The organism is Nonomuraea sp. ZG12, assembly GCF_052068115.1.
Classification (GTDB): Bacteria; Actinomycetota; Actinomycetes; order Streptosporangiales; family Streptosporangiaceae; genus Nonomuraea.
Genome location: NZ_JBQHCW010000005.1, coordinates 101,949 through 128,476, shown reverse-complemented (window position 1 = coordinate 128,476; position 26,528 = coordinate 101,949). Strand labels below are relative to the sequence as shown.

At 71.5% G+C, this 26,528-nt stretch carries 15 protein-coding genes; 13 read left to right on the top strand and 2 right to left on the bottom strand.

Annotation, left to right across the window (positions count from 1 at the left end; all coding sequences use genetic code 11):
- The first annotated feature begins 6 nt into the window (after positions 1 to 6).
- Positions 7 to 492 (top strand): cupin domain-containing protein, encoded by a 486-nt coding sequence (locus ACTMTF_RS17245; RefSeq protein WP_441111574.1) that lies wholly within the window; start codon positions 7 to 9, stop codon positions 490 to 492.
- A gap of 17 nt (positions 493 to 509) precedes the next feature.
- Here ACTMTF_RS17245 and ACTMTF_RS17240 read toward each other — a convergent pair whose 3' ends face one another.
- Positions 510 to 1,271: a FadR/GntR family transcriptional regulator gene (locus ACTMTF_RS17240; protein ID WP_397007142.1), complete on the bottom strand. Its 762-nt coding sequence runs from the start codon at positions 1,269 to 1,271 to the stop codon at positions 510 to 512.
- 184 nt (positions 1,272 to 1,455) lie between these two features.
- Here ACTMTF_RS17240 and ACTMTF_RS17235 point away from each other — a divergent pair, with 184 nt between their 5' ends.
- The 5 genes from ACTMTF_RS17235 (at position 1,456) to manD (ending at position 6,934) form a co-directional block, all read left to right on the top strand.
- Positions 1,456 to 2,691 carry an ABC transporter substrate-binding protein gene (locus tag ACTMTF_RS17235; RefSeq protein ID WP_441111573.1) on the top strand — a complete coding sequence of 412 codons (1,236 nt, stop codon included), beginning with the start codon at positions 1,456 to 1,458 and terminating at the stop codon, positions 2,689 to 2,691.
- Positions 2,692 to 2,756: 65 nt separating this feature from the next.
- Entirely contained in the window at positions 2,757 to 3,701 is a 945-nt protein-coding gene (locus ACTMTF_RS17230) for a carbohydrate ABC transporter permease (RefSeq protein WP_441111572.1), read from the top strand.
- Positions 3,698 to 4,513: a carbohydrate ABC transporter permease gene (locus tag ACTMTF_RS17225; RefSeq protein ID WP_397007136.1), complete on the top strand. Its 816-nt coding sequence runs from the start codon at positions 3,698 to 3,700 to the stop codon at positions 4,511 to 4,513. The genes ACTMTF_RS17230 and ACTMTF_RS17225 overlap by 4 nt, the downstream gene beginning before the upstream one ends.
- A 5-nt stretch (positions 4,514 to 4,518) precedes the next feature.
- Entirely contained in the window at positions 4,519 to 5,667 is a 1,149-nt protein-coding gene (gene dgoD, locus ACTMTF_RS17220; RefSeq protein ID WP_441111571.1) for a galactonate dehydratase, read from the top strand.
- Positions 5,668 to 5,704: 37 nt separating this feature from the next.
- Entirely contained in the window at positions 5,705 to 6,934 is a 1,230-nt protein-coding gene (gene manD / locus ACTMTF_RS17215; RefSeq protein ID WP_441111570.1) for a D-mannonate dehydratase ManD, read from the top strand.
- Between the two features lie 6 nt (positions 6,935 to 6,940).
- Here manD and ACTMTF_RS17210 read toward each other — a convergent pair whose 3' ends face one another.
- Positions 6,941 to 8,017 carry an alpha/beta hydrolase-fold protein gene (locus ACTMTF_RS17210; RefSeq protein WP_441111569.1) on the bottom strand — a complete coding sequence of 359 codons (1,077 nt, stop codon included), beginning with the start codon at positions 8,015 to 8,017 and terminating at the stop codon, positions 6,941 to 6,943.
- A 122-nt stretch (positions 8,018 to 8,139) separates the two neighbouring features.
- Between ACTMTF_RS17210 and ACTMTF_RS17205 the strand changes: the two genes are divergently transcribed.
- The 7 genes from ACTMTF_RS17205 (at position 8,140) to ACTMTF_RS17175 (ending at position 26,473) form a co-directional block, all read left to right on the top strand.
- Entirely contained in the window at positions 8,140 to 9,195 is a 1,056-nt protein-coding gene (locus ACTMTF_RS17205) for a FecCD family ABC transporter permease (protein ID WP_441111568.1), read from the top strand.
- A complete protein-coding gene (locus ACTMTF_RS17200) occupies positions 9,192 to 10,250 on the top strand; it encodes a FecCD family ABC transporter permease (protein ID WP_441111567.1) in 1,059 nt (352 codons plus the stop codon). Before ACTMTF_RS17205 ends, ACTMTF_RS17200 begins: the two co-directional genes overlap by 4 nt.
- Before the next feature lie 37 nt (positions 10,251 to 10,287).
- Positions 10,288 to 11,121 carry an ABC transporter ATP-binding protein gene (locus ACTMTF_RS17195; protein WP_441111818.1) on the top strand — a complete coding sequence of 278 codons (834 nt, stop codon included), beginning with the start codon at positions 10,288 to 10,290 and terminating at the stop codon, positions 11,119 to 11,121.
- A gap of 100 nt (positions 11,122 to 11,221) precedes the next feature.
- Positions 11,222 to 12,250, top strand: a complete 1,029-nt coding sequence (locus tag ACTMTF_RS17190) for an iron-siderophore ABC transporter substrate-binding protein (protein ID WP_441111566.1) — start codon at positions 11,222 to 11,224, stop codon at positions 12,248 to 12,250.
- 26 nt (positions 12,251 to 12,276) lie between these two features.
- Complete coding sequence (locus ACTMTF_RS17185) at positions 12,277 to 14,064, top strand: ABC transporter ATP-binding protein (protein WP_441111565.1); 1,788 nt, start codon at positions 12,277 to 12,279, stop codon at positions 14,062 to 14,064.
- Positions 14,065 to 14,097: 33 nt separating this feature from the next.
- On the top strand, positions 14,098 to 24,786 hold the full coding sequence (locus ACTMTF_RS17180) for an amino acid adenylation domain-containing protein (protein ID WP_441111564.1): 10,689 nt from the start codon (positions 14,098 to 14,100) through the stop codon (positions 24,784 to 24,786).
- Positions 24,779 to 26,473 carry an ABC transporter ATP-binding protein gene (locus tag ACTMTF_RS17175; protein ID WP_441111563.1) on the top strand — a complete coding sequence of 565 codons (1,695 nt, stop codon included), beginning with the start codon at positions 24,779 to 24,781 and terminating at the stop codon, positions 26,471 to 26,473. Before ACTMTF_RS17180 ends, ACTMTF_RS17175 begins: the two co-directional genes overlap by 8 nt.
- Positions 26,474 to 26,528 lie beyond the last annotated feature (55 nt).

The following is a 26,528-nucleotide window of genomic DNA, read 5'->3' as shown; positions in this document are numbered from 1 at the left end:
GACCCCGTGTCGTATCCGCCGCCCCGCTACGAGGGCGACACCGGAGAAGTCAGCGCGGTCTTCCGGGCGCACACCCAGCCCGCGGACCTGTCCTACGGTGGCCGCGACATCCACTACCTCGCCACCGGACAGACCACTCAGGGGGCCTACGGCCTGTATCGCTGGGACTTCGGGCCCGGTGAGAGCGGGCCGGGCCCGCACTTCCACAAGACCATCAGCGAGTCGTTCTTCGTGCTGCGCGGGACCATACGCCTGTATGACGGGCGGGACTGGCGTGAAGGCAGGGAGGGGGACTTCCTGCATGTGCCGCCCGGCGGCGTCCACGGCTTCCGCAACGTCGTGGGGGAGCCGGCCTCGATGCTGCTGCTGTTCACCCCCGGCGCGCCTCGCGAGGAGTACTTCGAGACGCTGGCCGAACTCGCCGCCGGCAGGGAGCTGGGCGAGGCGGAGGCCGCGGCCTTCTTCTTACGCCACGACAACTATGAGCCGTGAGCCAGGAGGCGGCGCGGTCACGCGCCGCCGGGCTCGGCGGTCTGCTCCCACATCGACTTGATCTCGGCGAACCCCTGCTCCATGATCCCCACCATGGCCCTGCGGGCCCGCTCGCCGTCGCGCCGCTGGATCGCCTGGGCCACATCGGTGTGCAGCTGTAACGCCAGCTCGTCAGGGTAGTGCGGCATGAGGTGGTAATGGTGCCGACCGGCGAGCACCTCGGCGACGATCAGTTGCAGTTTGGCGAACATCTCGTTACCGGAGGCGACCAGCATCCGCCGGTGAAAGTCGATGTCCAGGGTGAGGAAGCGCGCCTCGTCGCCGGCCTTCCCGGCGGCCCACATCTTGGCCGCTATCCCGACCAGCTCGCTCGCCTCGTCGTCGTCGATCCGCTGGGCGGCCAGCCAGGCGGCGTGCGGCTCGATCGCCGTCCGGAGCTCGGTGATCGAGCGCATCTGCGCCATCCGCCCCTCCGAGGCGAGGCGCCAGCGGATCACCTGCGGATCGAAGACGCTCCACGCCTCGGGGGGCTGGATCATGATCCCCACCCGGCGCCGCGTCTCGATGAGCCCCATGGACGCGAGCACCCGCAGCACCTCGCGGATCACCGAGCGGGACACCTGGTAGAGGTCGACCAGGTCGTCGATGCTCAGGACCGCGGCGGCGGCCACCTCACCGCTGCAGATGGCGGTGCCTAGGTGATCGAGGACGCGCGCGTGCAGCCCAGCCTCGACAGGGGCGTGCTGGGAGGGCGCGGCCCCTGGGGATGGCTGAGTCACGGCAAAGAGCATATCAGTGAAGACTTCACCTTGAATAAGTCAGCTTTATTGCTCTAGCATCCTCACATTAAGCAGATGTTAAGTGAGTGTGGCGCTCTTCCGGGGGGCGGCGACCATGACAGAGAGGAGAGATGACGTGCGAGGTCGATCGATAGTCGGTGCGTCTCTGGCCGTGGTTGTCGCCATGAGCCTGTCCGCCTGCGGCGGTGACGACAGCGGAGCGTCCAACACGGTCCGGGTCACCCTGGCCAACCATGTGTGGACGGAGAACGTCAAGAAGGCCCTGCCCGCCTTCGAGAAGGAGACCGGGCTCAAGATCGAGGTCACCCAGCTCGGCGAGGATCAGCTGTCCGACCAGTACAACGTCAAGCTGAACGCCGGCTCGTCCGACATCGACGTGATGATGTACCGCCCCTTGCAGGAGGGGAAGCTCTTCGCCAAGAACAAGTACCTGGCCGACCTGTCGGACCAGGTGTCGGCCAACAAGGACTGGAACTTCAGCGACTTCCAGGCCGGCCCGGTGGAGGCCACCACGTACGAGGGCAAGCCCGTCGGCATCCCGATCATCACCGAGCAGGAGGTCCTCTACTACCGCAAGGACCTGCTCGAGAAGGCCGGTCTGGACGCGCCGCCGAAGACCCTCGACGAGCTGAAGGCCGCCGCCGCCAAGATCAAGGAGGCCGAGCCGGGCGTCGCCGGATTCGTCGCCCGTACCGGCAAGTCGGCCGCGGTCACCCAGTTCTCCAGCTTCCTCTACAGCTTCGGCGGCGACTTCGTCGACAGCAGCGGCAAGTCCACGGTCAACAGCGACGCGGCCAAGCAGGCGTACGCCTACTACGGCGGGCTGATCAAGGACTCCGGCCCGGCGAACGTCAGCACCGACATGGGCTGGCCCGAGGCGATGGCCATCTTCACCCAGGGCCAGGCCGCCTTCTACACCGAGGCCAACTCGCTCTACAAGAACGCCACCGACCCGGCCAAGTCCAAGGTCTCCGACCAGGTCGGCTTCGCGCCGTTCCCGGCGGGTCCGGCCGGATCGAAGCCGTACAGCATCCCGTCGTGGGCGCTGGGGATCAACGACAGCTCGGAGAACAAGGCCAACGCCTGGAAGTTCATCGAGTGGGCCACCGGCAAGGACCAGACGCTCGCCCAGCAGAAGTCCGGCGTGCCGGGCGCCCGCAGCTCCGTCTGGGCCAACCCGGAGGGCACCTCGACCTTCCCGAAGGACATGGTGGAGGCCATCGAGGCCAGCACCAAGGGCGGCGTGGGTCATGACCGGCCGGTCGTCGTGCAGGTCGCCGAGTCCCGGGAGATCGTCGGCCAGCCGATCGTCGACGCGATCACCGGCAAGGACGCGGCGGCCTCCGCTGACGCGGCCAACGCCGCCTTCCAGAAGTTCCTGGACGACGAGGCCAAGTAAGCGGCGCACGCGGGTGGCGGGCCGAGTGCCCGCCACCCGCGTGCCGCCCACCCCTGGAGAACGTCATGGCAACGATCACCACCACCAAGGCGCCGCGCAACGCGCCCGCCGCCCCCGAAACACCCGGCTGGGTGCGCTGGGCCAACGCCCACCGCAAATGGCTCCTCGCCGCACCCGCGATGATCTTCGTCAGCGCGCTGATCGTGTTCCCGTTGGTCTGGACCGGCTACCTGAGCCTGACCGACACCGAGGGATCCGTCCGCGCGGAGAGCGAGTTCGTGGGCTTCCAGAACTACCTTGACGTCCTCTCGGACGTCGACCGGTTCTGGCCCGCCGTGGGGCGGACCGCCACGTTCACCATCGTCGCGCTGCTGTTCGAGCTGGTCCTCGGGATGGCGATCGCGCTGCTGCTCTGGCGGCCGTTCAAGGGGCAGAAGTGGGTCCGGGTCGCCATCCTGATGCCGCTCGTCGCGACCCCGGTCGCGGTCGGCATGATGTGGCGGCTCATCTTCGACCCGAACATCGGCATGGCCAACCAGATCCTCGGCTGGTTCGGCATCGGGCCGCAGCCATGGCTCGCCGGCCAGCACACGGCCCTGCCGACCACCATCTTCATCGACGTGTGGCAGTGGACGCCGATGGTGGTGCTGATCCTGCTCGCCGGGCTCACCTCCCTGTCGGAAGAGCCGCAGGAGGCGGCGCGGATCGACGGCGCCAGCACCTGGCAGCGGTTCCGGCACGTCACCCTGCCGCTGCTGATGCCCACCGTGACCGTGGCGATCCTGCTGCGCGGCATCGACGCGCTGAAGACCTTCGACATCCTCTACGCCACCAAGGGGCGCGGCGGCGGCTCGTTCCACGAGGTGGAGACCCTCAACGTGTACGCCTACGGCCTCAGCTTCGACTACAACGAGTACGGCGTCTCCTCCACCGTCCTCATCCTCTTCTTCCTGATCATCATCGGCTCGATGTGGGCCCTGACCGCCCGGCGCAAGGAGGCAAAGCGATGAGGTCCCGTCCCGCGTACCGGGTGTTCCGGGTCGTGGCGCTCGCCGTCGTGGTGCTCTCGCTGCTCGCGCCCCTGCTCTGGATGATCTCCGCGTCGTTCAAGACCAATGTCGACATCTACGACACGAGCAAGGCGCTGGTCTTCTCGCCCACCACGGACAACTACTTCAAGGTGCTCCAGCAGGCGAACTACGTCCAGTTCATCGTCAACAGCCTGTGGGTGGCGGTCGCCGCCACCGTGGCGTCGCTGGTCCTCGGCGTGCCGGCCGCGTACTCGATGAGCCGGTTCAACATGAAGAAGTCCGCCCTGGTGGTGCTGATGGCCCGGGTCATCCCCGGCGTCTCGCTGCTGGTGCCCTGGTACTACGTCTTCGCCAACCTGAAGATGGTCGGCGGCTCCGGGGTGCTGATCCTCAGCCACATGTTCGTCGCGCTGCCGCTGGTGGTCTACATCATGATGGGCTACTTCGACAGCGTGCCGGCGGAGCTGGAGGAGGCGGCGCTGGTCGACGGGACGACCCACCTCGGCGCGTTCCGCCGCATCATGCTGCCGCTGTCCGTGCCGGGCATCGCCACCGCCGGGATCCTGTCCGTCATCTTCTCCTGGAACAACTTCATGTTCGCCCTGGTGCTCTCCGACGCCGACACCAAGACCCTGCCCGTGGCGATCTTCGACTTCGTCGGCTACGCCAGCATCGACTGGGGCGGCCTGATGGCCGCGGCCACCGTGGTGACCGTGCCGATCATGCTGATCGCCCTGTTCGTGCAGAAGTACGTGGTCTCCGGCCTCACCGCCGGCGCCACCAAGGGCTGACCGGCATGCCGGCCATCGCACGCGTCGAGACCTTTCTGGTCGCCCCCCGCTGGCTCTTCGTCCGGGTGGAGACCGACACCGGGATCGTCGGCTGGGGCGAGGCCACCTGCGAGGGGCGTTCCGAGACCGTCCGCGCCGCCGTCGGCCAGCTCGCCGAGCTGCTGATCGGCCGGCCCGCGCTGCGCGTCGAGGACCACTGGCAGGTGCTGACCAAGGGCTCGTTCTACCGGGGCGGCCCGATCCTGGCGAGCGCCGTGGCGGGCCTCGACCAGGCCCTGTGGGACATCGCCGGCAAACACTTCGGCGCCCCGGTGCACCAGCTGCTCGGTGGCCCGGTCCGGGACCGGATCAGGGTGTACGGCTGGGTCGGCGGCGACGAGCCGGGCGAGATCCGCGACCACGTCGCCGCCCAGGTCGAGGCCGGGCTCACCGCGGTGAAGATGAACGCCTCCGGCAGGATGAGCCCGCTCGCCACGGTCGCCGAGCTGAACGGCGTGGTCGCCCGGGTGGCCGCCGCCCGCGAGGTGCTCGGCGACGACCGTGACGTCGCCGTCGACCTGCATGGGCGCTTCACCCTGGCCAACGCCCGCCGCCTGGCGCCGTTGCTGGAGCCGTACCGGCCGCTGTTCCTGGAGGAGCCGGTCGTCCCGGAGAACTCGCACCTCATCGGCGAGTTCGTCCGCTCGACGACCATCCCGGTGTCGACGGGGGAGCGGCTCTACAACCGGCAGGAGTTCCTGCCCGTCCTGCAGGCCGGCATCGCCGTCGCCCAGCCGGACCTCTCGCACGCGGGCGGCATCACCGAGGTACGCAAGATCGCCGCGCTCGCCGAGATGTACGACGTGCAGCTCGCCCCGCACTGCCCGCTCGGCCCGATCGCCCTCGCGGCCTGCCTGCAGGTCGGCTTCGCCACGCCGAACTACCTGATCCAGGAGCAGAGCATCGGCATCCACTACAACCAGGGCGCCGAGGTGCTGGACTACCTCCTCGACAAGACCCCGTTGACGTTCAAGGACGGGCACATCGAGCGGCTCACCGCGCCCGGCCTGGGCATCGAGGTCGACGAGCAGGTGGTCCGCGCCGCCGACAAGGCCGGGCACGCCTGGCGCGGCCCCATCTGGCGGCACCCGGACGGCTCCTTCGCGGAATGGTGAGCACCGCACCGCTTCCACCTGTAAGAAAGGCACCTGCGTGAAGATCATCGCGGCGGACGTCATCGTCACCAGCCCCGACCGCAACTTCGTCACCCTCAAGATCACGACGGACGAGGGGATCACCGGGCTGGGGGACGGCACCCTCAACGGGCGGGAGCTGGCGGTCGCGTCGTACCTGGCCGACCACGTGGTCCCCCTCCTCATCGGCCGGGACCCGCACCGCATCGAGGACACCTGGCAGTTCCTCTACCGCTCGGCCTACTGGCGGCGCGGACCCGTCACCATGGCCGCCATCGCCGCCGTGGACGTGGCGCTGTGGGACATCAAGGCCAAGGCCGCCGGGCTGCCGCTCTACCAGCTGCTCGGCGGGGCCTCGCGGACCGGGATCATGGCGTACGGGCACGCCTCCGGCCGGGACCTGCCGGAGCTGTTCGACTCGATCCGCCTGCACCTGGAGATGGGGTACCGCTCGATCCGGGTGCAGACCTCCGTCCCGGGCATCAACGCCGTGTACGGCGTGGCCGCTCAGCCCGCCGTCGACGGCAAGCGGTACGACTACGAGCCGGCCCAGCGCACCGCGCTGCCCGCCGAGGAGGACTGGGACACCCGCGCTTACCTGCGTCACCTGCCCGGCGTCTTCGAGGCGGTGCGGGGCGAGTTCGGCCCCGAGCTGCCGCTGCTGCACGACGGCCATCACCGGATGACGCCCATCCAGGCCGCCAAGCTCGGCAAGGCGCTGGAACCGTACGACCTGTTCTGGCTGGAGGACTGCACGCCGGCCGAGAACCAGGAGGCGCTGCGCCTGGTCCGCCGGCACACCACCACCCCGCTGGCCATCGGCGAGGTGTTCAACACCGTGTGGGACTACCAGACGCTGATCAGCGAGCAGCTCATCGACTACGTCCGGTCGGCCGTCACCCACACCGGGGGGATCACGGCCATGCGGAAGCTGCTCGACTTCGCCGCCCAGTACCAGATCAAATCCGGCATCCACGGCCCGACCGACATCTCACCGGTGGGCATGGCCGCCGCCCTGCACCTGGACCTGGCGATCCACAACTTCGGCATCCAGGAGTACATGAAGCACGGCCCGTCGACCGACGAGGTGTTCCAGCAGTCGTTCAGCTTCAACGACGGCTACCTGCACCCCGGTGAGAAGCCGGGGCTGGGCGTGGAACTCGACGAGGACGCCGCGGCGCGGTTCCCGTACCAACCGGCGTACCTGCCGTTCAACCGGCTCAAGGACGGCACCGTCCACGACTGGTGAGGCCGGCTAGGCGAGCGCCCAGGCGACGTCCCTGAGCAGGGCGTGCCGCCAGCCCGCTCGATCGTGGCCGGAGGCCGACCGTGCGACCCGCACGGTCGCCCCGGCCTGTTCGGTCAGGGTCTCGACCAGCTCGCAGTGCGGCAGCATCCGCGTCTCGTGCTCACCCACGTCGAACGCGACCCGCAGGCCGGACAGGTCGGGGCGCTCCCGCAGGCGCGCGGCGACGGCGCCGCCGACCGGGCCGCCCATGGGGTCCGCCTGGCTCGCGGCCTCGGGCGTCCACCAGAACGACGCCGACTGGCAGGCGACGCGCGACACGAGGTCCGGGAACTCCAGGGCCGCGTACAGCGCGCTCAGCCCGCCGAGGCTCTGCCCGGCGACCACCAGCCGGTCCGGGTCGGCGGGTACGCCGCTCCCGGCGACCAGCGGCAGCAGCTCGTCCCGGATCGCCTCCCACAGCTCGGGCCGGCACCCGAACTCGGCCTCCCTGGCCTGGACGGGCACGAAGACGAGCGTGACGGCGGGCACCTCGCCACGGGCGACGGCCGCGTCGAACGCGGTCATGGCCGGGTGCAGGTACAGCCAGTCGTCCCCGTCGAGCAGCAGGACCATCGGCCCGCCGCCGCCCGCCGGGTGGACCCGCACGGTGCGCCGCCCGCCGAGCCGGCCGCCGGTCCAGCGCAGGCGGGTCCGTGGGAGGGGCAGGACGTCGGCAGGGCCGACGGCGGGCCAGTGCGGCTGCGCGGGCGCGTCCGGGGTCGCGGCGATGGACCGGTCGCCGCCCGCGCCGTCCGGGTTGAGCGGGTCGGCGTGGACCGCGTCGTCGGTGCGCATCTGGTACGTCACCCGCAGCCGCGCGGGCATGGCCACCTCGGCGTACCAGCAGTCCGTGTCGCCCCACCGGCGCAGGGGGACGGGCTCCGACCAGCTCTCGAAGTCGATCGTCGCCGGGGACCCGCGCCACAGGAACAGCATCACCCAGCCGTCGCCGGCGGGCACCGACGCGGGAGCCCCCGCCGCCGCCCAGAACTCGTCGGCGCCGGGTTCACCGGCGAGCCCGAACCGGGCGAAGGTGTTCTCCATGCGCAGTCCCTACTCCATCGTCAGCGGACTAAGGATAGCTTTACCTAAGCGCGGGCAGCCGCTCGCATCGGTGGCCGGTGGCCATGCAACGCAGGTGGATCAGAGAGATAACGTACGTCGACATGGGCACGACTGTGGAGATTCATCCCGCGCCCGGGATCACAGAAGCCCGCGGGAGGCGGGTCGCGGGGCTGAGCACGCTGGTCGTGGTCCTCGTGGTCGCGGCGGCGGTGTCGCTGGCCGTCGGCGCACGCGCGCTGAGTCCCGCCGAGGTGTGGCACGGGTTGTTCGCGACCCCCGGCTCCGACCAGCGGCTCACCGAGATCACGCTCATCGTGCAGACCGTGCGGATACCCCGGACCGTGCTCGCCATCGTGGCGGGCATCGCCCTGGGCATCGGCGGGGCGCTGATCCAGGGGTACACGCGTAACCCGATCGCCGACACGGGCCTTTTGGGGCTGAACGCCGGCGCCTCGTTCGCCGTGGTGATGGTGATCCTCGTGTTCGGGCTCGCCAATCCGTACCAGTACGTCTGGTTCGCCTTTCTGGGGGCGGCGGTCGCCGGTGTCATCGTGTTCGGGCTGTCGAGCATCGGCCGGGGGGCGGGCAGCCCGTTGACGCTCGTGCTGGCCGGGCAGGGGATCGCGGTGTTCCTGGCGGCGATGACCAGGGCGGTCGCGCTGACGGACCAGGCGTCACTGGACGCGCTGCGGTTCTGGAACGCGGGCACCGTGGCCGGGGTCGGGTTCGACGTCATCTGGCCGGTGGTCGCGTTCGTCGTGGCCGGGCTGGTGCTGGCGCTGATCACGCTGCCCGCCGTCAACCTGCTCAACCTGGGTGACGACGTGGCCCGTGGGCTGGGGGTGAACATCGCGCTGACCCGGACCATCGGGGTCGTCGCCATCACGTTGCTGGCGGGCGCGACCACGGCGGCGTGCGGTCCCATCGCCTTTCTCGGGCTCATGGTGGCGCACGTGGCGCGGTACCTCACGGGGCCGGACTATCGCTGGCTGGTGCCGTACGCGGGCCTGCTCGGCGCGGTGATCCTGCTGGGTTGTGACATGGTGGGGCGCGTGGTGGTGCGGCCGGGCGAGCTGGACGCGGGCATCGTCGTCGCTCTGGTCGGCGCCCCGTTCTTCGCGGCGCTGGTGTGGCGCGGAAAGTTCAGCAAGGCATGAACGAGAGAACTGTGGCGCCGGGTGTGCGGCTCGGCCGGGCGTCGTTCGTGTGGCGGCCCTGGATGGTGTTCGTCACGCTGCTGATGACGGCGGCGGGCTTTCTGCTGTTCTGCGTGTCCCTCGGCGTGGGGGACTTCCCCATCGGCCTGGCCCAGGTGATCGCCACGATCTTCGGCCAGGGGGAGCGGGTCGACGAGTTCGTGCTCATGGACCTGCGGATGCCGCGCGCCCTGGCCGGGCTCATCGTGGGGATCGCGCTCGGGGTGTCCGGGGCGATCACGCAGTCCATCGCGCGCAACCCGCTGGCCAGCCCGGACATCCTGGGGATCACCGGCGGAGCGAGCGCGGTCGCGGTGTTCCTGGTGACGGTGTCGGGCGGGGCCGCCGCGGCGATCGTCAGCTCCGTGGGCCTGTCCGCGGCGGCGCTCGCGGGCGGCCTCGGCACGGGCCTGCTGGTGTACTTCATGGCCTGGCGGCGCGGGATCGACGGCCTCCGGCTCATCCTCATCGGCATCTCGGTGAGCGCCGTGATGGAGGCGATCACCGTCTGGCTGCTGGTCACGGCCGACATCCGGGACGTGGCACGGGCGCAGGCGTGGCTGGTCGGCTCGCTGGACAACCGGTCGTGGGGCGAGATCTGGATCGCGCTGTGGTGCACCCTCGCCCTCATGGCCGTCGTGGCGTACGTCGCCTTCCACCTCAGGCCGATGCACTTCGGTGACGAGGTCGCGGCGGGGCTGGGGGTCCGTTACTCGATGGTGCGGGCCGTCCTGCTGCTGTGCGCGGTGCTGCTGGCCGGCGTGGCGGTGAGCGCGGCGGGCCCGGTCCCGTTCGTCGCCCTGGTGGCGCCGCAGGTGGCGATGCGGCTGACGCGATACCCGACGCCGCCGCTGCTGGCCTCCGGGCTGGTGGGCGCGCTGCTGCTGATCGGCGCGGACCTGGTGGCGCGTACGGCGCTGCCGGTCACGCTCCCGGTCGGCGTGGTCACCGCCGCGATCGGCGGCCCCTTCCTCGTCTACCTTCTGGTACGAGCCAACCTCAGGAAAGAGATGTAAAGTAAGGCTATCCTAAGCAAAGTGGGGCCTTGTGATCGTGCGAAACACCGAGGTCGCCTCGCGGCTGTCAGCCGAGGGCGTCACCGTCGGATACGGCGGCCGGGTCGTCCTCGACGACCTCGACGTGACGATCCCGCCGGGGGTGATCACCACGATCATCGGCCCCAACGGCTGCGGTAAGTCCACCCTCCTGCGCGCCCTGTCGCGGCTGCTCAAGCCGACCAAGGGGACGGTCGTGCTGGACGGCGAGGACATCGCCAAGCTGAAGACCAGGGACGTGGCGAAGAAGCTCGGCCTGCTCCCGCAGGCCCCCATCGCGCCGGAGGGGCTGACGGTGGCCGACCTGGTCGCCAGGGGCCGCCATCCGCACCAGAGCTGGCTGCGGCAGTGGTCGTCGGACGACGCCGCCGTCGTGGAGCGCGCGCTGGCCATGACCGGGGTCTCCGACCTGGCCGGCCGCCCGGTCGACGCGCTGTCCGGTGGGCAGCGTCAGCGGGTCTGGATCTCGATGACCCTGGCCCAGGGCACCGACCTGCTGTTGCTGGACGAGCCGACCACCTATCTGGACCTGGCGCACGCGATCGACGTGATCGACCTGGTGGACGACCTGCACGAGTCGGGGTGCACCGTGGTCATGGTGCTGCACGACCTCAACCTGGCCACGCGCTACAGCGACAACCTGATCGTGATGAGGTCGGGATCGATCCTGGCGCAGGGGCACCCCCGTGACGTGATCACCTCCGAACTGCTGCACGAGGCGTTCGGATTACAGGCCAGGGTGATCGACGACCCGGTGAGCGACAGGCCGCTCATCGTGCCGATCGGACGCACCCATGTCCAGATCAATGAAAGTAAGGTTAGCCTAACCTAATCTGGGCGTGTTACGGTTTCCCTGCCCGTAATGAGGGTTTGCAGCGGATAGTGCGAAAGCAAGGGATTCCCGGATGCTTTTCCAACGAACGACAGTTACCTTGCGACGGTTAACGGTGGCCCTGTCCGCCGTGACCCTCGGCGTCGGCCTCCTCGCGGGATGCGGCAGCGGCCCGGCGGAGCAGCCGAGCGCCACCACCGCGGCCACTACCGGGGCCACCACGAGCGGCCCGTTCCCGGTCACCGTGGAGCACGCGTTCGGGTCCACGCAGATCACCAAGGCGCCCGAGCGGGTCGTCTCCGTCGGCTACACCGACGACCAGCACATCCTGGCCTTCGGCATCAAGCCGGTCGGCATGGTCGACCAGTACCCGAACCCGCCGGGCAAGACTCCCGACATCAACACCCAGTGGCCCTGGGTGAAGGACAAGTGGGGCGACACCCGCCCCGAGGTCATCATGAACAACGGGGACTCCGGTCCCAACTACGAGAAGATCGCCGCCCTGCGGCCGGATCTGATCATCGCGGTCTACTCCGAGATCGACCAGGCCGCCTACGACAAGCTCTCCCAGATCGCCCCGACGGTCGGCCGTACCAAGACCGAGAAGGAGCCGTTCAGCGCCCCCTGGCAGGACAACGCGGTGCACATCGCCAAGGCGCTCGGCAAGGAGGCCGAGGGCAAGGAGCTGGTGCAGGGCATCCAGGACAAGCTGGACGCGGCCAAGGCGGCGCACCCGGAGTTCGCCGACCAGACCGCCGTGGCGGTGTCCTGGTACAAGAACTCGGTCGCGCCGTTCACCACCACCGACGTTCGCGGACGCATGGTGACGGGCATCGGCTTCAAGGGCACGACGGCCATCGACGAGATCGCGGACGGCAGCTTCTACACCGTGCTGTCGCCTGAGCGCATCGACCTGGTCGACGTCGACCGCATCTTCGTCATCGCCGACAAGGCGGACCAGGACGCGCTGAAGAAGTTCAAGTTGTTCGCCAACCTGTCCGCGGTCAAGGAGGGCAAGGTGTCGTACCTGCTGGACAGCGAGGGCCCGGCGATCGGCGCGGCCATGTCGCAGGGCACCCTGCTGTCGCTGCCGTACGCGATCGACGAGCTCGTCAAGTCGGTCGGCTAGGCATCGGTGAACGACTGGTCCCAGGTGTGAGCACCACCGACACGCGCGTCACCTCGGCCATCCTGCGCACCGCGACCGGAGGCGAGGCCACCCGATGGGTCGCCGCGCACTGCCGCGAGGTGCAGGGGCTGACGTTCGCCACCGTCCTCACGACGGTGGCGGGGGCGGCGCTCCAGGTGCTGCCGGTGTTCCTGCTCGGCCAGGTGGTCGATGGGGTGGTCGCGGGCGAGCCGCAGTCGATCCTGGTCACGATCGGGGTGCTGCTGGTGGCCGCCGCGCTGCTCGGCGCGGGGGCCACGGCGGCGTCCACGTACCTGATCGGACGGCTGGGCGCGGAGCTGCTCGCGCGGCTGCGGGAGGGCGCCGTCCGGGCGGTGCTCGGCATGCCGAGCGCGCGGATCGAGCAGGTCGGCCGGGGGGACGTGCTGTCCCGGGTCGGTGACGATGTGGCCGTGGTGTCCAAGGGCATCCGGGCGGCCATCCCCACGGTGTTCTCGTCGGGGGTGCTCGTCGTCATCGCCACGGCCGGCATGTTCGGGCTGGACTGGCGGCTCGGCCTGGCGGGCGCCGGCGCGCTGCCCGCGTACGCGCTGGCCCTGCGCTGGTATCTGCCCAGGTCCGCGCCGCTCTACCAGCAGCAGCGGCAGGCCCAGGCCGAACGCGCGCAGGCGTTGATCAGCGGTCTGAACGGGATCGGCACCGTCCGGGCGTACCGCCTGGAGGGCGCCTTCCGGGAGAAGGTCACCAGCGAGTCGTGGCGGGTGCGCGATCTCGGCGTCGAGGTGTTCCGGTTCTTCGGCCGGTTCGTCGGCCGGGAGAACCGCGCCGAGTTCATCGGACTGGTCCTGATCATCGTGGTGGGATACGTCCTGCTGGAGGCCGGCGCGGCCACCCTGGGCGAGGCGGCGGTGGCCCCGCTGCTGTTCCACAGGCTGTTCACCCCGCTGGGCGCCATCATGTTCACCTTCGACGAGGCGCAGAAGTCGGGGGCGAGCCTGACCCGGCTGGTCGGGGTCCTGAGCGAGGCCCCGGACGAACAGCTGGTGGGTGATGCGGCCGTCGCGCGGCCGGACGCCGAGGCGTACCCGGTGACGGTCGCGGGGCTGACGTTCAGCTATCCCGAGTCCGAGCGGCCGGTCCTGCTGGACGTCGACCTGATGATCCCGGCGGGCGGATCGCTCGCGCTGGTGGGGGCGACGGGTGCGGGCAAGACGACGCTGGCGGCGCTGATCGCGGGCATCGGGACCCCGCAGGCCGGGTCGGTGCGCATCGGATCGACCGATCTGGCCGAGCTGAACGAGGCCGAAGCGCGGGCTCTGGTGAGCATCCTGACGCAGGAGACGCATGTCTTCTCCGGCGCGCTCGCCGAGGACCTGCGGCTGGCCGCGCCGACGGCGACCGACGCCGAGCTGATGGACGCGCTGCGCACGGTCGGCGCCGACGCGTGGGTGACGGCGCTGCCCGACGGGCTGGAGACCGTGGTCGGCGAGGGCGGTGAGCGCCTGGACGGCACCAAGGTCGCCCAGCTCGCCCTGGCCCGGCTGGTCCTCGGCCGGGCGCCGGTGGTGGTGCTGGACGAGTCGACCGCGGAGGCGGGCAGCCAGGGCGCGGCCGAGCTGGACCGGGCCGTGTCGGCCGCGTGCCTGGGCCGCACCACGCTGTTCGTGGCGCACCGGCTGACGCAGGCGATGGTGGCGGACCGCATCGCCGTGCTGGACGCGGGACGTGTTGTGGAGCAGGGAACCCACGAGGAGTTGGTCGCTCTGGGAGGCCGGTACGCGCGGTTGTGGCGTGCCTGGCAAGAAGGCAGTTAGAAAACTGACTTATGTGTGGAAGGGACGGCTTCGATGACGGAATCCAGCGTGGCGGAGCGCCTTGCGACCCTGGCCGAGTGGAACGACACCCACGTCGACAGGGTCCGCCCGACCATCGTGGAGATGTTTCACGAGCAGGCTCGGGCCCGGCCGGACGCCGTCGCCATCGTTGACGAGCATCGGTCGCTGACCTACCGGGAAGCGGCCGAGCTGTCCAACCAGTTGGCCCACCACCTGATCGACCGCGGGCTCACCGCAGAACAGGTCGTCGGCATCTCGCTGGGCCGCTCCGCCGAGATGGTGATCGGCCTGCTGGGCGTGCTCCAGGCCGGGGGCGCGTTCGTGCCGCTCGACCCGCAGTGGCCCGCCGCCCGGCGCGCGGTCGTCATCGACGACGCCCGCGTCGTGCTGCAGCTCAACGACTCCGGCGAGCCCCCTGCGGGTGAGCCGGAAGCCGTGGCCGTCGACCTCGGCGACTGGCGCTTCGGTGCGTACCCCACCGAGCCGGCCGAGGTCGCCATCCCCGGCCCCGCCCTGGCGTACGTGATCTTCACGTCCGGCTCGACCGGGCGGCCCAAGGGCGCGATGATCCGGCACGAGGCGATCAGCGAGCGCCTGCTGTGGCAGAGCCAGGAGATCCTGGGCTTCGGCCACGACGACGCGTCGCTGTTCAAGGCGCCGCTGTCGTTCGACATCTCCATCAACGAGATCTTCCTGCCGCTGGTGCGCGGCGGCAGGCTGGTGATCCTGCGGCCCGGCGGCGAGCGCGACCCGCACCACCTGCTGAGCGTGATCGCCGAGCAGCGCGTCACCTTCACCTACCTGGTGTCGTCCATGCTGGACGTGCTGCTGGAGATAGCCGGCGACTCCGGGCGGCTGGACAGCCTGCGGCACGTGTGGTGCGGCGGCGAGGTGCTGACCCCCGAGCTGTACGAGCGGTTCCGCACCCGGCTCGACATCCCCATGTACCACGGCTACGGCCCGGCCGAGACGACGATCGGTGTCTCCCACGTCATCTACCGGGGCGCGGCCGAACGCCTGTCCACGTCGATCGGCAAGGCCAACCCCAACACACAGCTGTACGTACTGGACGAGAAGCTGCGCCCGGTGCCGGTCGGCGTCGGCGGGGAGCTGTACGCGGGCGGGTTCCTGCTGGGCCGCGGGTACGTCAACGCGCCCGGCCTGACGGCGTCCCAGTTCGTGGCGAACCCCTTCGCCACGGACGGCTCCCGGCTGTACCGGACCGGTGACCTCGCCCGGTTCGCCCCGGACGGGTCGCTGGACTTCCTCGGCCGGGCCGACAACCAGATCAAGATCCGCGGCATGCGGCTGGAGATCGAGGACGTCGAGATCGGGCTCGCCGAGCACCCCCGGGTACGGCACACCTGCGTCGTCGCGAAGAAGAACGCGGCCGGCGGCACCCACCTGGTGGGGTACGTCATCCCGGCGGCCGGCAGCGAGGACCTGCGGGCGGACGAGGTCAGGGCGTGGGCCGCCGAGCACATGGTCGAGTACATGGTTCCCGCCCACCTCGTCGTGATGCGGGAGTTCCCCCTCACCGCGAACGGCAAGCTGGACCGGCGCGCGCTGCCGGAGCCGGTGATCGAGACCTCGCTCGTCCCGCCCGCCACCGAGAACGAGCGCGTGGTGTGCGCGGCGGTCGCGTCGGTGCTGCGGCGGGCCGAGGTCGGTGTCGACCAGGACTTCTTCGCGCTCGGTGGCGACAGCATCCTGGCGATCTCGCTGTTGAGCGCGCTGCGGGACGCCGGCCTCTACGTCACGGCGACCCAGATCTTCACTAACAGCACCGTGGGCGCGCTGGCGGCGGTGGCGAGCCGTGACGACGTCTCCACCGTGGACCACGGGGATGTCGCGACCGGCTCCGTCGCCGGGTCGCCCATCGTGCGCTGGCTCGGCGAGACCACGGACGCGATCGACGGCTTCGTGCAGTCGGTGGTGCTGAACACCCCGGCCGGCCTGACCGCCGATACCCTCGACGACATCCTCGCCGCCCTGGTCAGGCGGCATGACATGCTCCGCGCCAAGCTGGTGCGCGGCGACCGCTGGAGCTTCGACATCCCGGAGCCGGACCAGGCCGTCGCAGGATGGCAGGAGAGCGACCGGCCGCTCGGCGAATGCGTCGCGCTCGCCACCGACGCGCTGGACCCGGACCGCGGCGTGATGCTGCGTGCCGTCTGGCGGCGCGAGGCACGGCAACTGGTCCTGGTCGCCCACCACGTGGTGATCGACGGCGTGTCCTGGCGGGTCCTGATGGACGACCTGGCCACGGCATGGCGGCAGCTCACCTCGGGCACACCGATCGAGCTGCCTCCGGTGGGCACGTCGTTCCGGCGCTGGACGCAGGTGCTGGAGCGCGCGGCGCTCGACGCGGACCCCGGCTACTTCCAGCGTCCCCTGCCGGGGCCGGACGGCCCGGTGGGCAGGCGTCCCCTGTCCGAAGCCGACACCGTCGCGTCCGAGAGGGTGCGGGCCGTCCCGGTCGACCCCGAGGTCACGGCGGCGCTGCTGGGAGAGGTTCCCGCGCGGTTCCACGCGGGCGTCAACGACGTGCTGCTGACCGCGCTCGCCGTCGCCCTCGCCCGGTGGCGGCGCGACCTCGGGCAAGATCAGACGTTCGCGCACATCGAGCTCGAAGGCCACGGCCGCGAAGGACGGTTCGTGGCGGGCGCCGCCGGCTTCGAGCCGGAGCTGTCGCGGACCGTGGGCTGGTTCACCACACTGTTCCCGGTCACCGTGGACCCCGGCGCGGCGGCCGACCCCACCGCCCCCGAGTACCTGACCGCCGCGCTCAAGGCGGTCAAGGAAGACCTCGCCCAGGTGCCGGGCAACGGCGTCTCCTACGGCGCCCTGCGCTACCTGGCGGGCGTCGAGTTCGACACGTCCGCGCCGCAGGTGCTCTTCAACTACCTGGGCCGTTTCGACGCGGGCGGGGCCGGGGACTGGCAGCTCGCGGGCGCCACCGGGCAACTGGGCGAGAAGCGCGACCCGAAGATGCGCCTGCCGCGCGCCCTGGAGTTCAACGCCATCGCCGAGCCCGGCCCGACCGGCGAGTACGAGTTGGTCACCACCGTCTCGTGGCCGGCCGGGGTGTTCACCGACGAGGACATCACGACGATCAGCGCGTACTTCCGCACGGCCCTGACCGGGCTGGCCGCGCTCGACCAGGGCGGGCACTCACCCAGCGACTTCGGCGCGGTGTCCCTCACCCAGGCCGACGTCGACGCCCTGGACGGCCCGGCGCTGCGGGACATCCTGCCGCTGACCCCGTTGCAGGAGGGCCTGTACTTCCACTCGGTCTTCGACGACGACTCGGCCGGCAGCTACGTCGAGCAGCAGCTGCTGACGCTGGACGGCGAGGTGGACGCCGACCGGCTCGCGGCGGCGGCCACCCGGTTGCTCACGCTGTACCCGAACCTGGCCGCGCGGTTCGTGGCCCTCGCCGACGGCCGCGTGGTCTCGGTGCTGGAGCGCGGGGTGGCGGCGCCCTTCACCACGCTGGACCGCCCCGGCATCACCGACGAGGAGATCCGCGACCACGCCGAGCAGGACCGCCGCGCCGGGTTCGACCTGGCTACCGGCCCGCTGATGAGGTACACGCTGATCCGCGCGGGCGACCGGAACGTCCTGGTGCAGACCGTGCACCACATCATCGCCGACGGCTGGTCGGTGCCCCCGATGCTGCGCGCGCTGCTGACCGAGTACCACGCGCCGGGGACCGCGTACCCACGCGGCGGCTTCCCCGACTACGTGCGGCGGCTCGCCGGGCGCGACGAGGACGAGAGCGACCGGGTGTGGCGCGACCAGCTCGCCGGTCTCCCCGGCCCCTCGCTGGTCGCCGAGGGGCACACCCCCTCCGACCGGTTCGCCGACACCGCCGTGCAGCCGGACGACGACATCGACATCGACGCCGCTGTCCGGGCGGCGGGCGTGCCGCTGAGCGTCGCGGTGCACAGCGCGTGGGCGGTGACGCTGGGCGGCCTCGTGCACGGTGACGACGTGGTGTTCGGTTCCACCGTGTCCGGGCGGGACGCGGACGTGCCCGGCATCGAGGACATGGTGGGCCTGCTCATCAACACGATCCCCGTACGCGCCCGATGGGCCGCGACCACGACGGCGCGTGAGCTGCTCGCCTCGGTGCGGGAGCACCAGAGCGCGGTGCTGCCGCACCAGCACGTCTCGCTGACCAGGATCGGCCGCCTGACCGGCAGCGGCCCGCTGTTCGACACGCTGGTGGTGTTCGACGTCGCGACCGATGTCGCCGCCCTGCGCAGGCCAGGCGACGAGCTCGTCATCACCGGGATCGTGAACGAGGGCGCTCCGCACTACCCGCTGACGCTGGTGGTGGAGCGCGCGCTCGACGGCCGCCCGCGCTTCAACCTGATCTACGACAGCGAGCTGCTGCGGGAGACGAGCGCCCGGGCGATCCTGCGCACCTTCGACCGGATCCTGACCGGCCTGCTCACCCGGCCGGACGACCTGGTCGGCGACCTGCGGCCCGACCTGCTGCCCGGCGGCGATCGACGCCCCGCCCGGGTCATCCCGACGACCCTGGGCAACCTGTTCGACGCCGCCGCGAAGCGCGACCCGGCCGCCACCGCCGTCACCCAGTGCGGTCTCGACGGCGGCGGCCGGTCACTGACCTACGGCGAACTGGCGGGCGCGAAGGACGAGCTCGCCTCGGCGCTGCGCGCGGCCGGGGTCGGACCCGGCCGGCGGGTCGCCGTCGCCGTCCCGCGCTCGCTGGAGCAGGTCGTCGCCCTGGTCGCGATCGTCAGCGCGGGTGGCGCGTACGTGCCGCTGGATCTGGCGTACCCGGACGAGCGGCTGGCGTACATCCTCGCCGACGCCGCCCCGCAGGTCGTGCTCGTGGACCGGGACCAGCGGGACCGCTTCACCGAGCTGGCGGCCAGGGCGGGCGTGGCCGCCCGCGTGCTCGTGCGGGGGGACGAGCTGCAGGGAGACGAGCCGCAGGGGCGCGAGCTGCCGATGGACACCATCGCGCCCGAGGCCGGCCCGCACGACCCGGCGTACGTGATCTACACCTCCGGATCGACGGGCCGGCCCAAGGGGGTCGTCGTCCCGCACTCCAGCGTGGTGTCGCTGCTCGCGAACACCCAGCCGGACATGGACTTCGGCCCCCACGACGTGTGGGTCCAGTTCCACTCCTACTCCTTCGACTTCGCGGTGTGGGAGCTGTGGGGCGCGCTGGCGTACGGTGGTGAGCTGCTGGTGCCGGAGTACGGGCTGACCCGGTCCCCGGTCGACTTCCACCGGCTGGTCCGCGAGCGCGGAGTGACCGTGCTCAACCAGACCCCGTCGGCGTTCTACCAGTTCATCGAGGCGGACCGGCACGCGGGCGAGCCGGTCACCTCGCTGCGCCGGATCATCTTCGGCGGCGAGGCGCTGGACCTCGGGCGGCTGCGCGGCTGGGTCGAGCGGCACGGCACCGGCTCGCCCGAGCTGGTCAACATGTACGGCATCACCGAGACCACCGTCCACGTCACGCACCGGGTGCTGACCGGCGCGGACTTCGCCTCCGGCGACGACGTCAGCCCGATCGGCGGCCCGATCCCCGGCCTGGCCACCTACCTGCTCGACGACCGGCTCCGGCCGGTGCCGCCCGGCCGGGTGGGCGCCATCTACGTCGCCGGCGATCAGGTGTCGCTCGGCTACCTGGGCCGAGCCGGGCTCACCGCGAGCCGGTTCGTGGCGAACCCGTTCGCGGGCGACGGCTGCCGTATGTACCACACGGGCGACCTGGCCCGCCGCACGCTCGACGGCGAGCTGGAGTTCGCCGGCCGTGCCGACGACCAGGTGCAGCTCAAGGGGTTCCGCATCGAGCTCGGCGAGGTGGAGGCCGCGATCAGGGAGCTCGACGGCGTGGTCGACGTGGCCGTCACCGTGGCGGACGGAGTGGTCGACGGTGGCGATCACCTGGTCGCGCACGTCGTGGGCCGGGTGCCCGGCGACTTCGCCGGCCGGCTGTCGGCGAAGCTGCCCGCGCACATGGTGCCCGGCCGGGTGCTGCCGGTCGACGCCCTGCCGCTGACGGTCAACGGCAAGCTCGACCGCAAGGCCCTGACCGACCGCGCCGCCCAGGACGACACCCCGGCGGCGGCCACGCTCGCCGCGCTGGTCGGCATTTTCGCCGAGACGCTGCCCGGCTCGGACGCCCATGGCGACACCGACTTCTTCAGGGCCGGGGGCGACAGTATCGTCGCCATCACCGTGGTCAACCGGGCCAGGTCGCTCGGCCTGCCGCTCGCCCCGCGCGACGTGTTCCTGCACAGGACGCCGCGCGCGCTCGCCCAGCACCTGGGGACGCACGCCGCGCTGGAGCCGGCGGCCACGCCCGTCCGCCGGGAGGACGGCCCGACGCCCGTCCGCCGCGAGGACGGCCCGCTGCCCCCGACGCCGATCATCCTGCGGCAGCGGGAGCTGGGCGGCTCTCTCGCCCGGTTCGCCCAGGCCAGGACGCTGGTGGCGGCCGAGGGCGCCGGGTTCGCCGACGCCGAGCGCGCCGCGAACGCCGTCGTCGCCGCGCACCCGGCCCTCCGGCTGCGGCTGCGCGTCGAGCACGGGGTGTGGGCGCTGCGCACCGAGCCCGCCCGCGAGGTCACCGTCGTCCGCTCGGACGCGGCCGACGCGACGACGGCGGCGAACGAGGCCGCCGGGCGGCTCGATCCCGAGGCCGGGGAGATGATCGCGTTCTCGTGGCTGGCGGCGAGCCGGACCCTGGTGATCACCGCGCACCACCTCGCCGTCGACGCGGTGTCCTGGTTGATCCTGCTGGACGACCTGGCCGCCGCCTTGCGCGGGGCGCCCCTGGCGCCACCGACCACGTCGTACGCCGACTACGCCGAAGCACTGGCCGCCCAAGCGGCCCAGGAGATCGACGACCTGGAGCACTGGATCACCACGCTCGACGCACCCGCGCTGCTGCCGACGCTGGAAGAGCCGCGCGACACATCGGTGCGCGAGAGCGCGGCGCGTGAAGTCGCGGTGCGCGAGATCATGGTGGAGGTCGGGGCCGACGTGACCGCCCTCGTGACCCGTACCGCGCCCACCGCGCTCGGCGTCGGCCTCACCGAGCTGCTGTGCGGCGCGCTGCGGGCCGCGCTGACGCACATCCAGCCGTCGCCCACCGATCTCGCCGTCGAACTGGAGCGGCACGGCCGGGTCCCGGTGCTCGAACAGCACGACTACACCCGCACGGTCGGCTGGTTCACCGCCATCGCGCCCGTACGGCTCACGGCGCACACCGACCCCGTCGCGGCGGCGCGCGAGGTCGCCGAGCGCCAGCCGGACGAGCGCGGACACGTCGCCTACGGCCGGCTCAGGTACCTCAACCCGCAGACGGCCCCCCTGCTGAACGCGCGCCCGCAGGTGCTGTTCAACTACCTCGGCCGGGGCAGCGAATCCCAGGCCGTGAGCATCACCGGCGGCGACCCGGGCCGCCCGTACGCCGTCGAGGTCAACGCGTGGATCGACGCCGGGAGCCTGCGCGCGGTCTTCACCCTCGCTGACGGCATCCCCGACGAGCTCACCGAGCACTGGCGGCGCGCCCTGGAGCAGATCGCGGACGCCGCCTCGACCGCCGAGCGGACGGCGCCGGTGACCCCGCTCCAGAAGGGCCTGTTCTTCCAGGCCCAGCTGGCAGGCTCGGCCGGACACTACGTCGCGCAGAGCTACTTCACCTTCGACCGCCGCCTGGACACCGACTCCCTGGCCGAGGCGATGGCGTACGTGATCGCGCGGCACCCGGTCGCAGGCGCCGGGTTCGCCACCGACGCCGACGGAAACCCGGTGCAGGTCCTCGGGGCGGGCCGGCGCGTCGAGGTCCGTACGGTCGAGTTATCGACGGGGACGGACGGGAGGACTGACGCTGAGGCGGACGCGAGAGCGGACGCTGAGGTCGAGGCTCTGCGCGCCCGGGACCGTGACACGGGCTTCGACCCGGACGAGCCGCCGCTGATCCGGTTGACCGTGGTGCGGCTGCCCGGCGGCCGCGACGGCCTGCTGCTCAGCTACCACCTGCTGCTGTGGGACGGCTGGTCGCGCGAGATCGTGCTGCGGGACCTGTTCGACGCCTATCAGGCCGCCGTCGCGGGCGAGCCGCTGGATCCGGTCCCGGCCACGCCCAGCTTCGAGGACTACGCCCGCGCGCTCGACGCCAAGGATTTCGCCGCGTCCGAGCGCTTCTGGGCGGAGCACCTGACCGGCCTTCCGGGGCCGACGTTGCTCGCCGGGCCGGCACCGTCGCTCACCGACGCGCTGCCGCGCACGCTCGTGCACACGCTCTCCGCCGGGCGGTCGGAGCTGCTGCGGGAGGCGGCCAAGGCGCACGGCGTCACCCTGAACGCGGTGCTGACCGGCGCGTTCGGCCTGCTGCTGGGCGCGCACACGGGCCGGAGTGACGCGGTGTTCGGCGTGACCGTCTCCGGCCGGGAGGGCGCAGGGCTGGCGGACATCGTCGGCGTGCTGCTCAACACCGTGCCCATGTGGACCCGGGCCCGGCCGGACGACACCGTACGCGAGTACCTGTCGACCGTGCAGGCGGCCAGGGTCGCCGCGATGGAGCACGAGCACCTGGGGCTCGGCGAGATCCAGCGGGCCAGCGGGCACGACACCCTGTTCGACAACCTGTTCGTGCTGCAGAACTTCCTGGACATGGACGCGTTCGCCGAGATGAACAGCAGGCACGGCATCACGTCGGTGCGGGCCGACGACTCCACGCACTACCCGTTCACCTGGGTCGTGACGCCCGGCGACCGGCTCACCGTCAAGCTGGAGTACCGCGACGACGACACCGACGGCGCCCGCCGGCTCCTGGACGACTACCTGCGCGTGCTCGACGACCTGGCCCGCTGGACCGGGCCGGTGGGCGCGCTGCGCGGGCTGGGTCCGGAGCCCGAGCCGGGCGAGCGCACGGAGGTGGGCACGGACACCGTGGTCGACCGGTTCGACCAGGCGGCCGAGCGGGGCCCGGAGCGGGTGGCGCTCGTCGCCCACGGCCGGACCATGACGTTCGCCCAGCTCCGGGAGCGCAGTCGCGCGGTGGCGGGGGTGCTCGCCCGGCGCGGCATCGGCCCGGAGATGACCGTGGGGCTGGCGATCCCGCGTTCGCTCGACTCGATCGTGGCGCTGTTCGCCGTGCTGCGCGTCGGCGCCGCGTACGTGCCGCTGGAGCTGGACCACCCGGACGAGCGGATCGCCGCGATCGTCGCGGACGCCCGGCCGGACGTGATCCTCACCGTGAGCGCCGTCTCGCCCCGGCTGACCGGCGACCTGATCGAGCTGGACCGCCCGCTGCCGGAGGCGGAGCCGTTCGTGACGTTCGCGCCGGACGACCCGGACCGGCTGCGCCACCCCGCGTACACGATCTACACCTCCGGCTCGACCGGGAAGCCCAAGGGCGTGGTCACCGAGTACGCCGGGCTCACCAACATGCTGATCAACCATCAGCGCCGGATCTTCGAGCCGGTGCTGGCGGAGCACGACCACCGGGTCTTCCGGATCGCGCACACCGTGTCGTTCGCGTTCGACATGTCGTGGGAGGAGCTGCTGTGGCTGGCCGACGGCCACGAGGTGCACATCTGCGACGAGGAGCTGCGCCGCGACGCGTCCCGGCTGGTGGAGTACTGCCTTGAGCACGGGATCGACGTCATCAACGTGACCCCCACGTACGCGCAGCAGCTGGTCGCCGAGGGGCTGCTCGACGACCCCGCGCGGCGGCCCGCGCTGGTGCTGCTGGGCGGTGAGGCGGTCACCCCGACGTTGTGGCAGCGGCTCACCGAGACCGAGGGGACGGTCGGCTACAACCTGTACGGACCCACCGAGTACACCATCAACACCCTCGGCGTCGGCACCTTCGAGTGCGAGGACCCGGTGGTGGGCGTGGCGATCGACAACACCGACGTGTACGTGCTGGACCCGTGGCTGCGGCCGGTGCCGGACGGGGTGCCCGGCGAGCTGTACGTGTCGGGTGTCGGCATCGCGCGCGGCTACCTCGGGCAGCCCGCCCAGACCGCGCACCGGTTCGTCGCGTGCCCGTTCGGCGAACCGGGCGAGCGCATGTACCGCACCGGGGACCTGGTGATCCGGCGGCCCGACGCGAACCTGATGTACCTGGGCCGCACCGACCAGCAGGTCAAGATCCGGGGTCACCGGGTCGAGCTGGGCGAGGTCGAGGCCGTGTTCGCGGCGCACCCGGCGGTCCGGTTCGCCGCCGCGGTCGCCCAGCCGGACCCGCAGGTCGACGGGGCGTACCGGCTGGCCGCGTACCTCGTGCTGGACGGCTCCGACCTGGCGACGGTCGCCACCGAGGTGGGCACGGGGCTGCCGGACTACCTGCGCCCCACGCACTACGCCCAGGTCGACACCATCCCGCTGACCGTGAACGGGAAGGCGGACACCGAGGCGCTGCCGGAGGCCAAGCCGCTGGGCGCGCTGACCACGGCGGGCGAGCGCGGCCCGGCGACCGAGACCGAGACCGTGGTGTGCGAGTTCTTCGCCGAGGCGCTGGACCTGGATGATGACGAGGTGAGCGCGGTGAGCGACTTCATGTCCCTCGGGGGACACTCCATGCTGGCGGTGCGGCTGATCGGGCTGCTCCGCCGCGAGTACGGTCCCAGGATCACCGTCCGCGACCTGTTCACCCTGCGCACCCCGGAAGCGATTGCCCGGCACCTCGATGACTGACGAGCGGCGGCCCCGTAAGGGGTCCGACATCCTCTGGACCGCACTGCGGCGCAACGCGGGCCCCATGGCCGGGGGCACCGCCCTCATGGGCATGTACCAGGCGGGGGAGACGGCCTTTCCCATCGCGCTCGGCCTGATCGTCGAGCACACGCTGGCGGACCGCAGCCTCGGCTCGCTCGGCCTGTCGATCGCCGCGCTGGCGGTGATCATCACGACCGTGTCGCTGTCGTGGCGGTTCGGGATGCGGATCCTGCAGAAGGCCAACACGACCGAGGCGCACCGCTGGCGGGTGCTGGTCGCGGCCTGCGGGCTCCAGCCGGTGGCCAGGAACGTCGACCTCAAGTCCGGCGAGGTCCTGACCATCGCCACCGAGGACGCCGACCAGACCGCCGACATCATCGAGGTGGTGCCGCTGCTGATCAGCTCACTCGTCGCGGTGCTGATCACGGCGATCGCGCTGGGCCTGGCCAGCGTCCAGCTCGGCCTCCTGGTGATCGTGGGCACGACCGCGATCCTGACGATCCTGAGCGTGATGTCCCGGCGGATCGGCGCCAGCACCGGCGAACAGCAGGCCCGGGTGGCGCGGGCGGGCGCCAAGGTCGCCGACCTGATCAGCGGCCTGCGCCCGCTGCACGGCTTCGGCGGCAACCACGCGGCCTTCCTGTCCTACCGGAAGGTCAGCACGGAGGCCAAGACCCAGGCGATCACCGTCGCCAGGGTGAACGGCGCGTACGCGGGCACCGCGCTGGCCCTGAACGCGATCCTCGCCGCCGCCGTGACCCTGACGGCGGGCTGGCAGGCGTTCAACGGCCAGATCACCATCGGGGAGCTCGTCATGGCCGTGGGGCTGGCGCAGTTCATCATGGAACCGCTCCGGCTGTTCTCCGAGATGCCCAAGTACGTGATGATCGCGCGCGCGTCGGCCGAGCGGATGGCGCTGGTGCTGGCCGCGCCGCCGGTGATGACCCCGGGGGAGGAGCGCCCGGCCCCGGGCGGCGACCTGGAGGTGGACGGCGTCCGGTACGGGACCCTGCGCGAGCTGAAGTTCCACGTGTCCGCCGGCGAGTTCGTGGCCATCACCGCCTACCAGCCGCGCGCGGCGGCCGATCTCGCCTCGATCCTCGCCGTGCACGTGCCGCCCGACGCCTACGACGGTGTCGTCCGGGTCAGCGGGCGGGAGCTGGCGGACCTGTCGATCGAGGCGGTCCGCGAGCACATGCTGGTGAACCCGTACGACGGGGAGATCTTCGCGGGCACCCTCCGCACGAACATCGACCCGGCGGGCGTCAGCCGCACGGTCCCCGAGGCCGTCGAGGCGTCCATGCTGACCGACGTCGTCGCCCTCCATCGCGAAGGGCTCGACCACGGCGTCCGCGACCGTGGCGCGAACCTCTCCGGCGGGCAGCGTCAACGGCTGTCCCTGGCCCGCGCCCTGGCCGCCGACACCGACATCCTGGTCCTGCACGACCCGACCACGTCCGTCGACGCGGTCACCGAGCAGCTCATCGCGCGCAACATCGCCGAACTGCGCCGGGGCCGCACCACCGTGGTGCTCACCAGCAGCCCGGCCCTCCTGGACGCCGCCGACCGGGTCCTCGTCCTGGACGACGGCGTCATCACCGCCGAGGACACCCACCGCAACCTCCTCACCGCCGACGAGAACTACTGCCTCGCCGTGGCCCGGTGACCGCGTCCTGACCTGAGGTTTTCCGCAGGGCAAGTGGGTGGGGCGCCGCATTCTG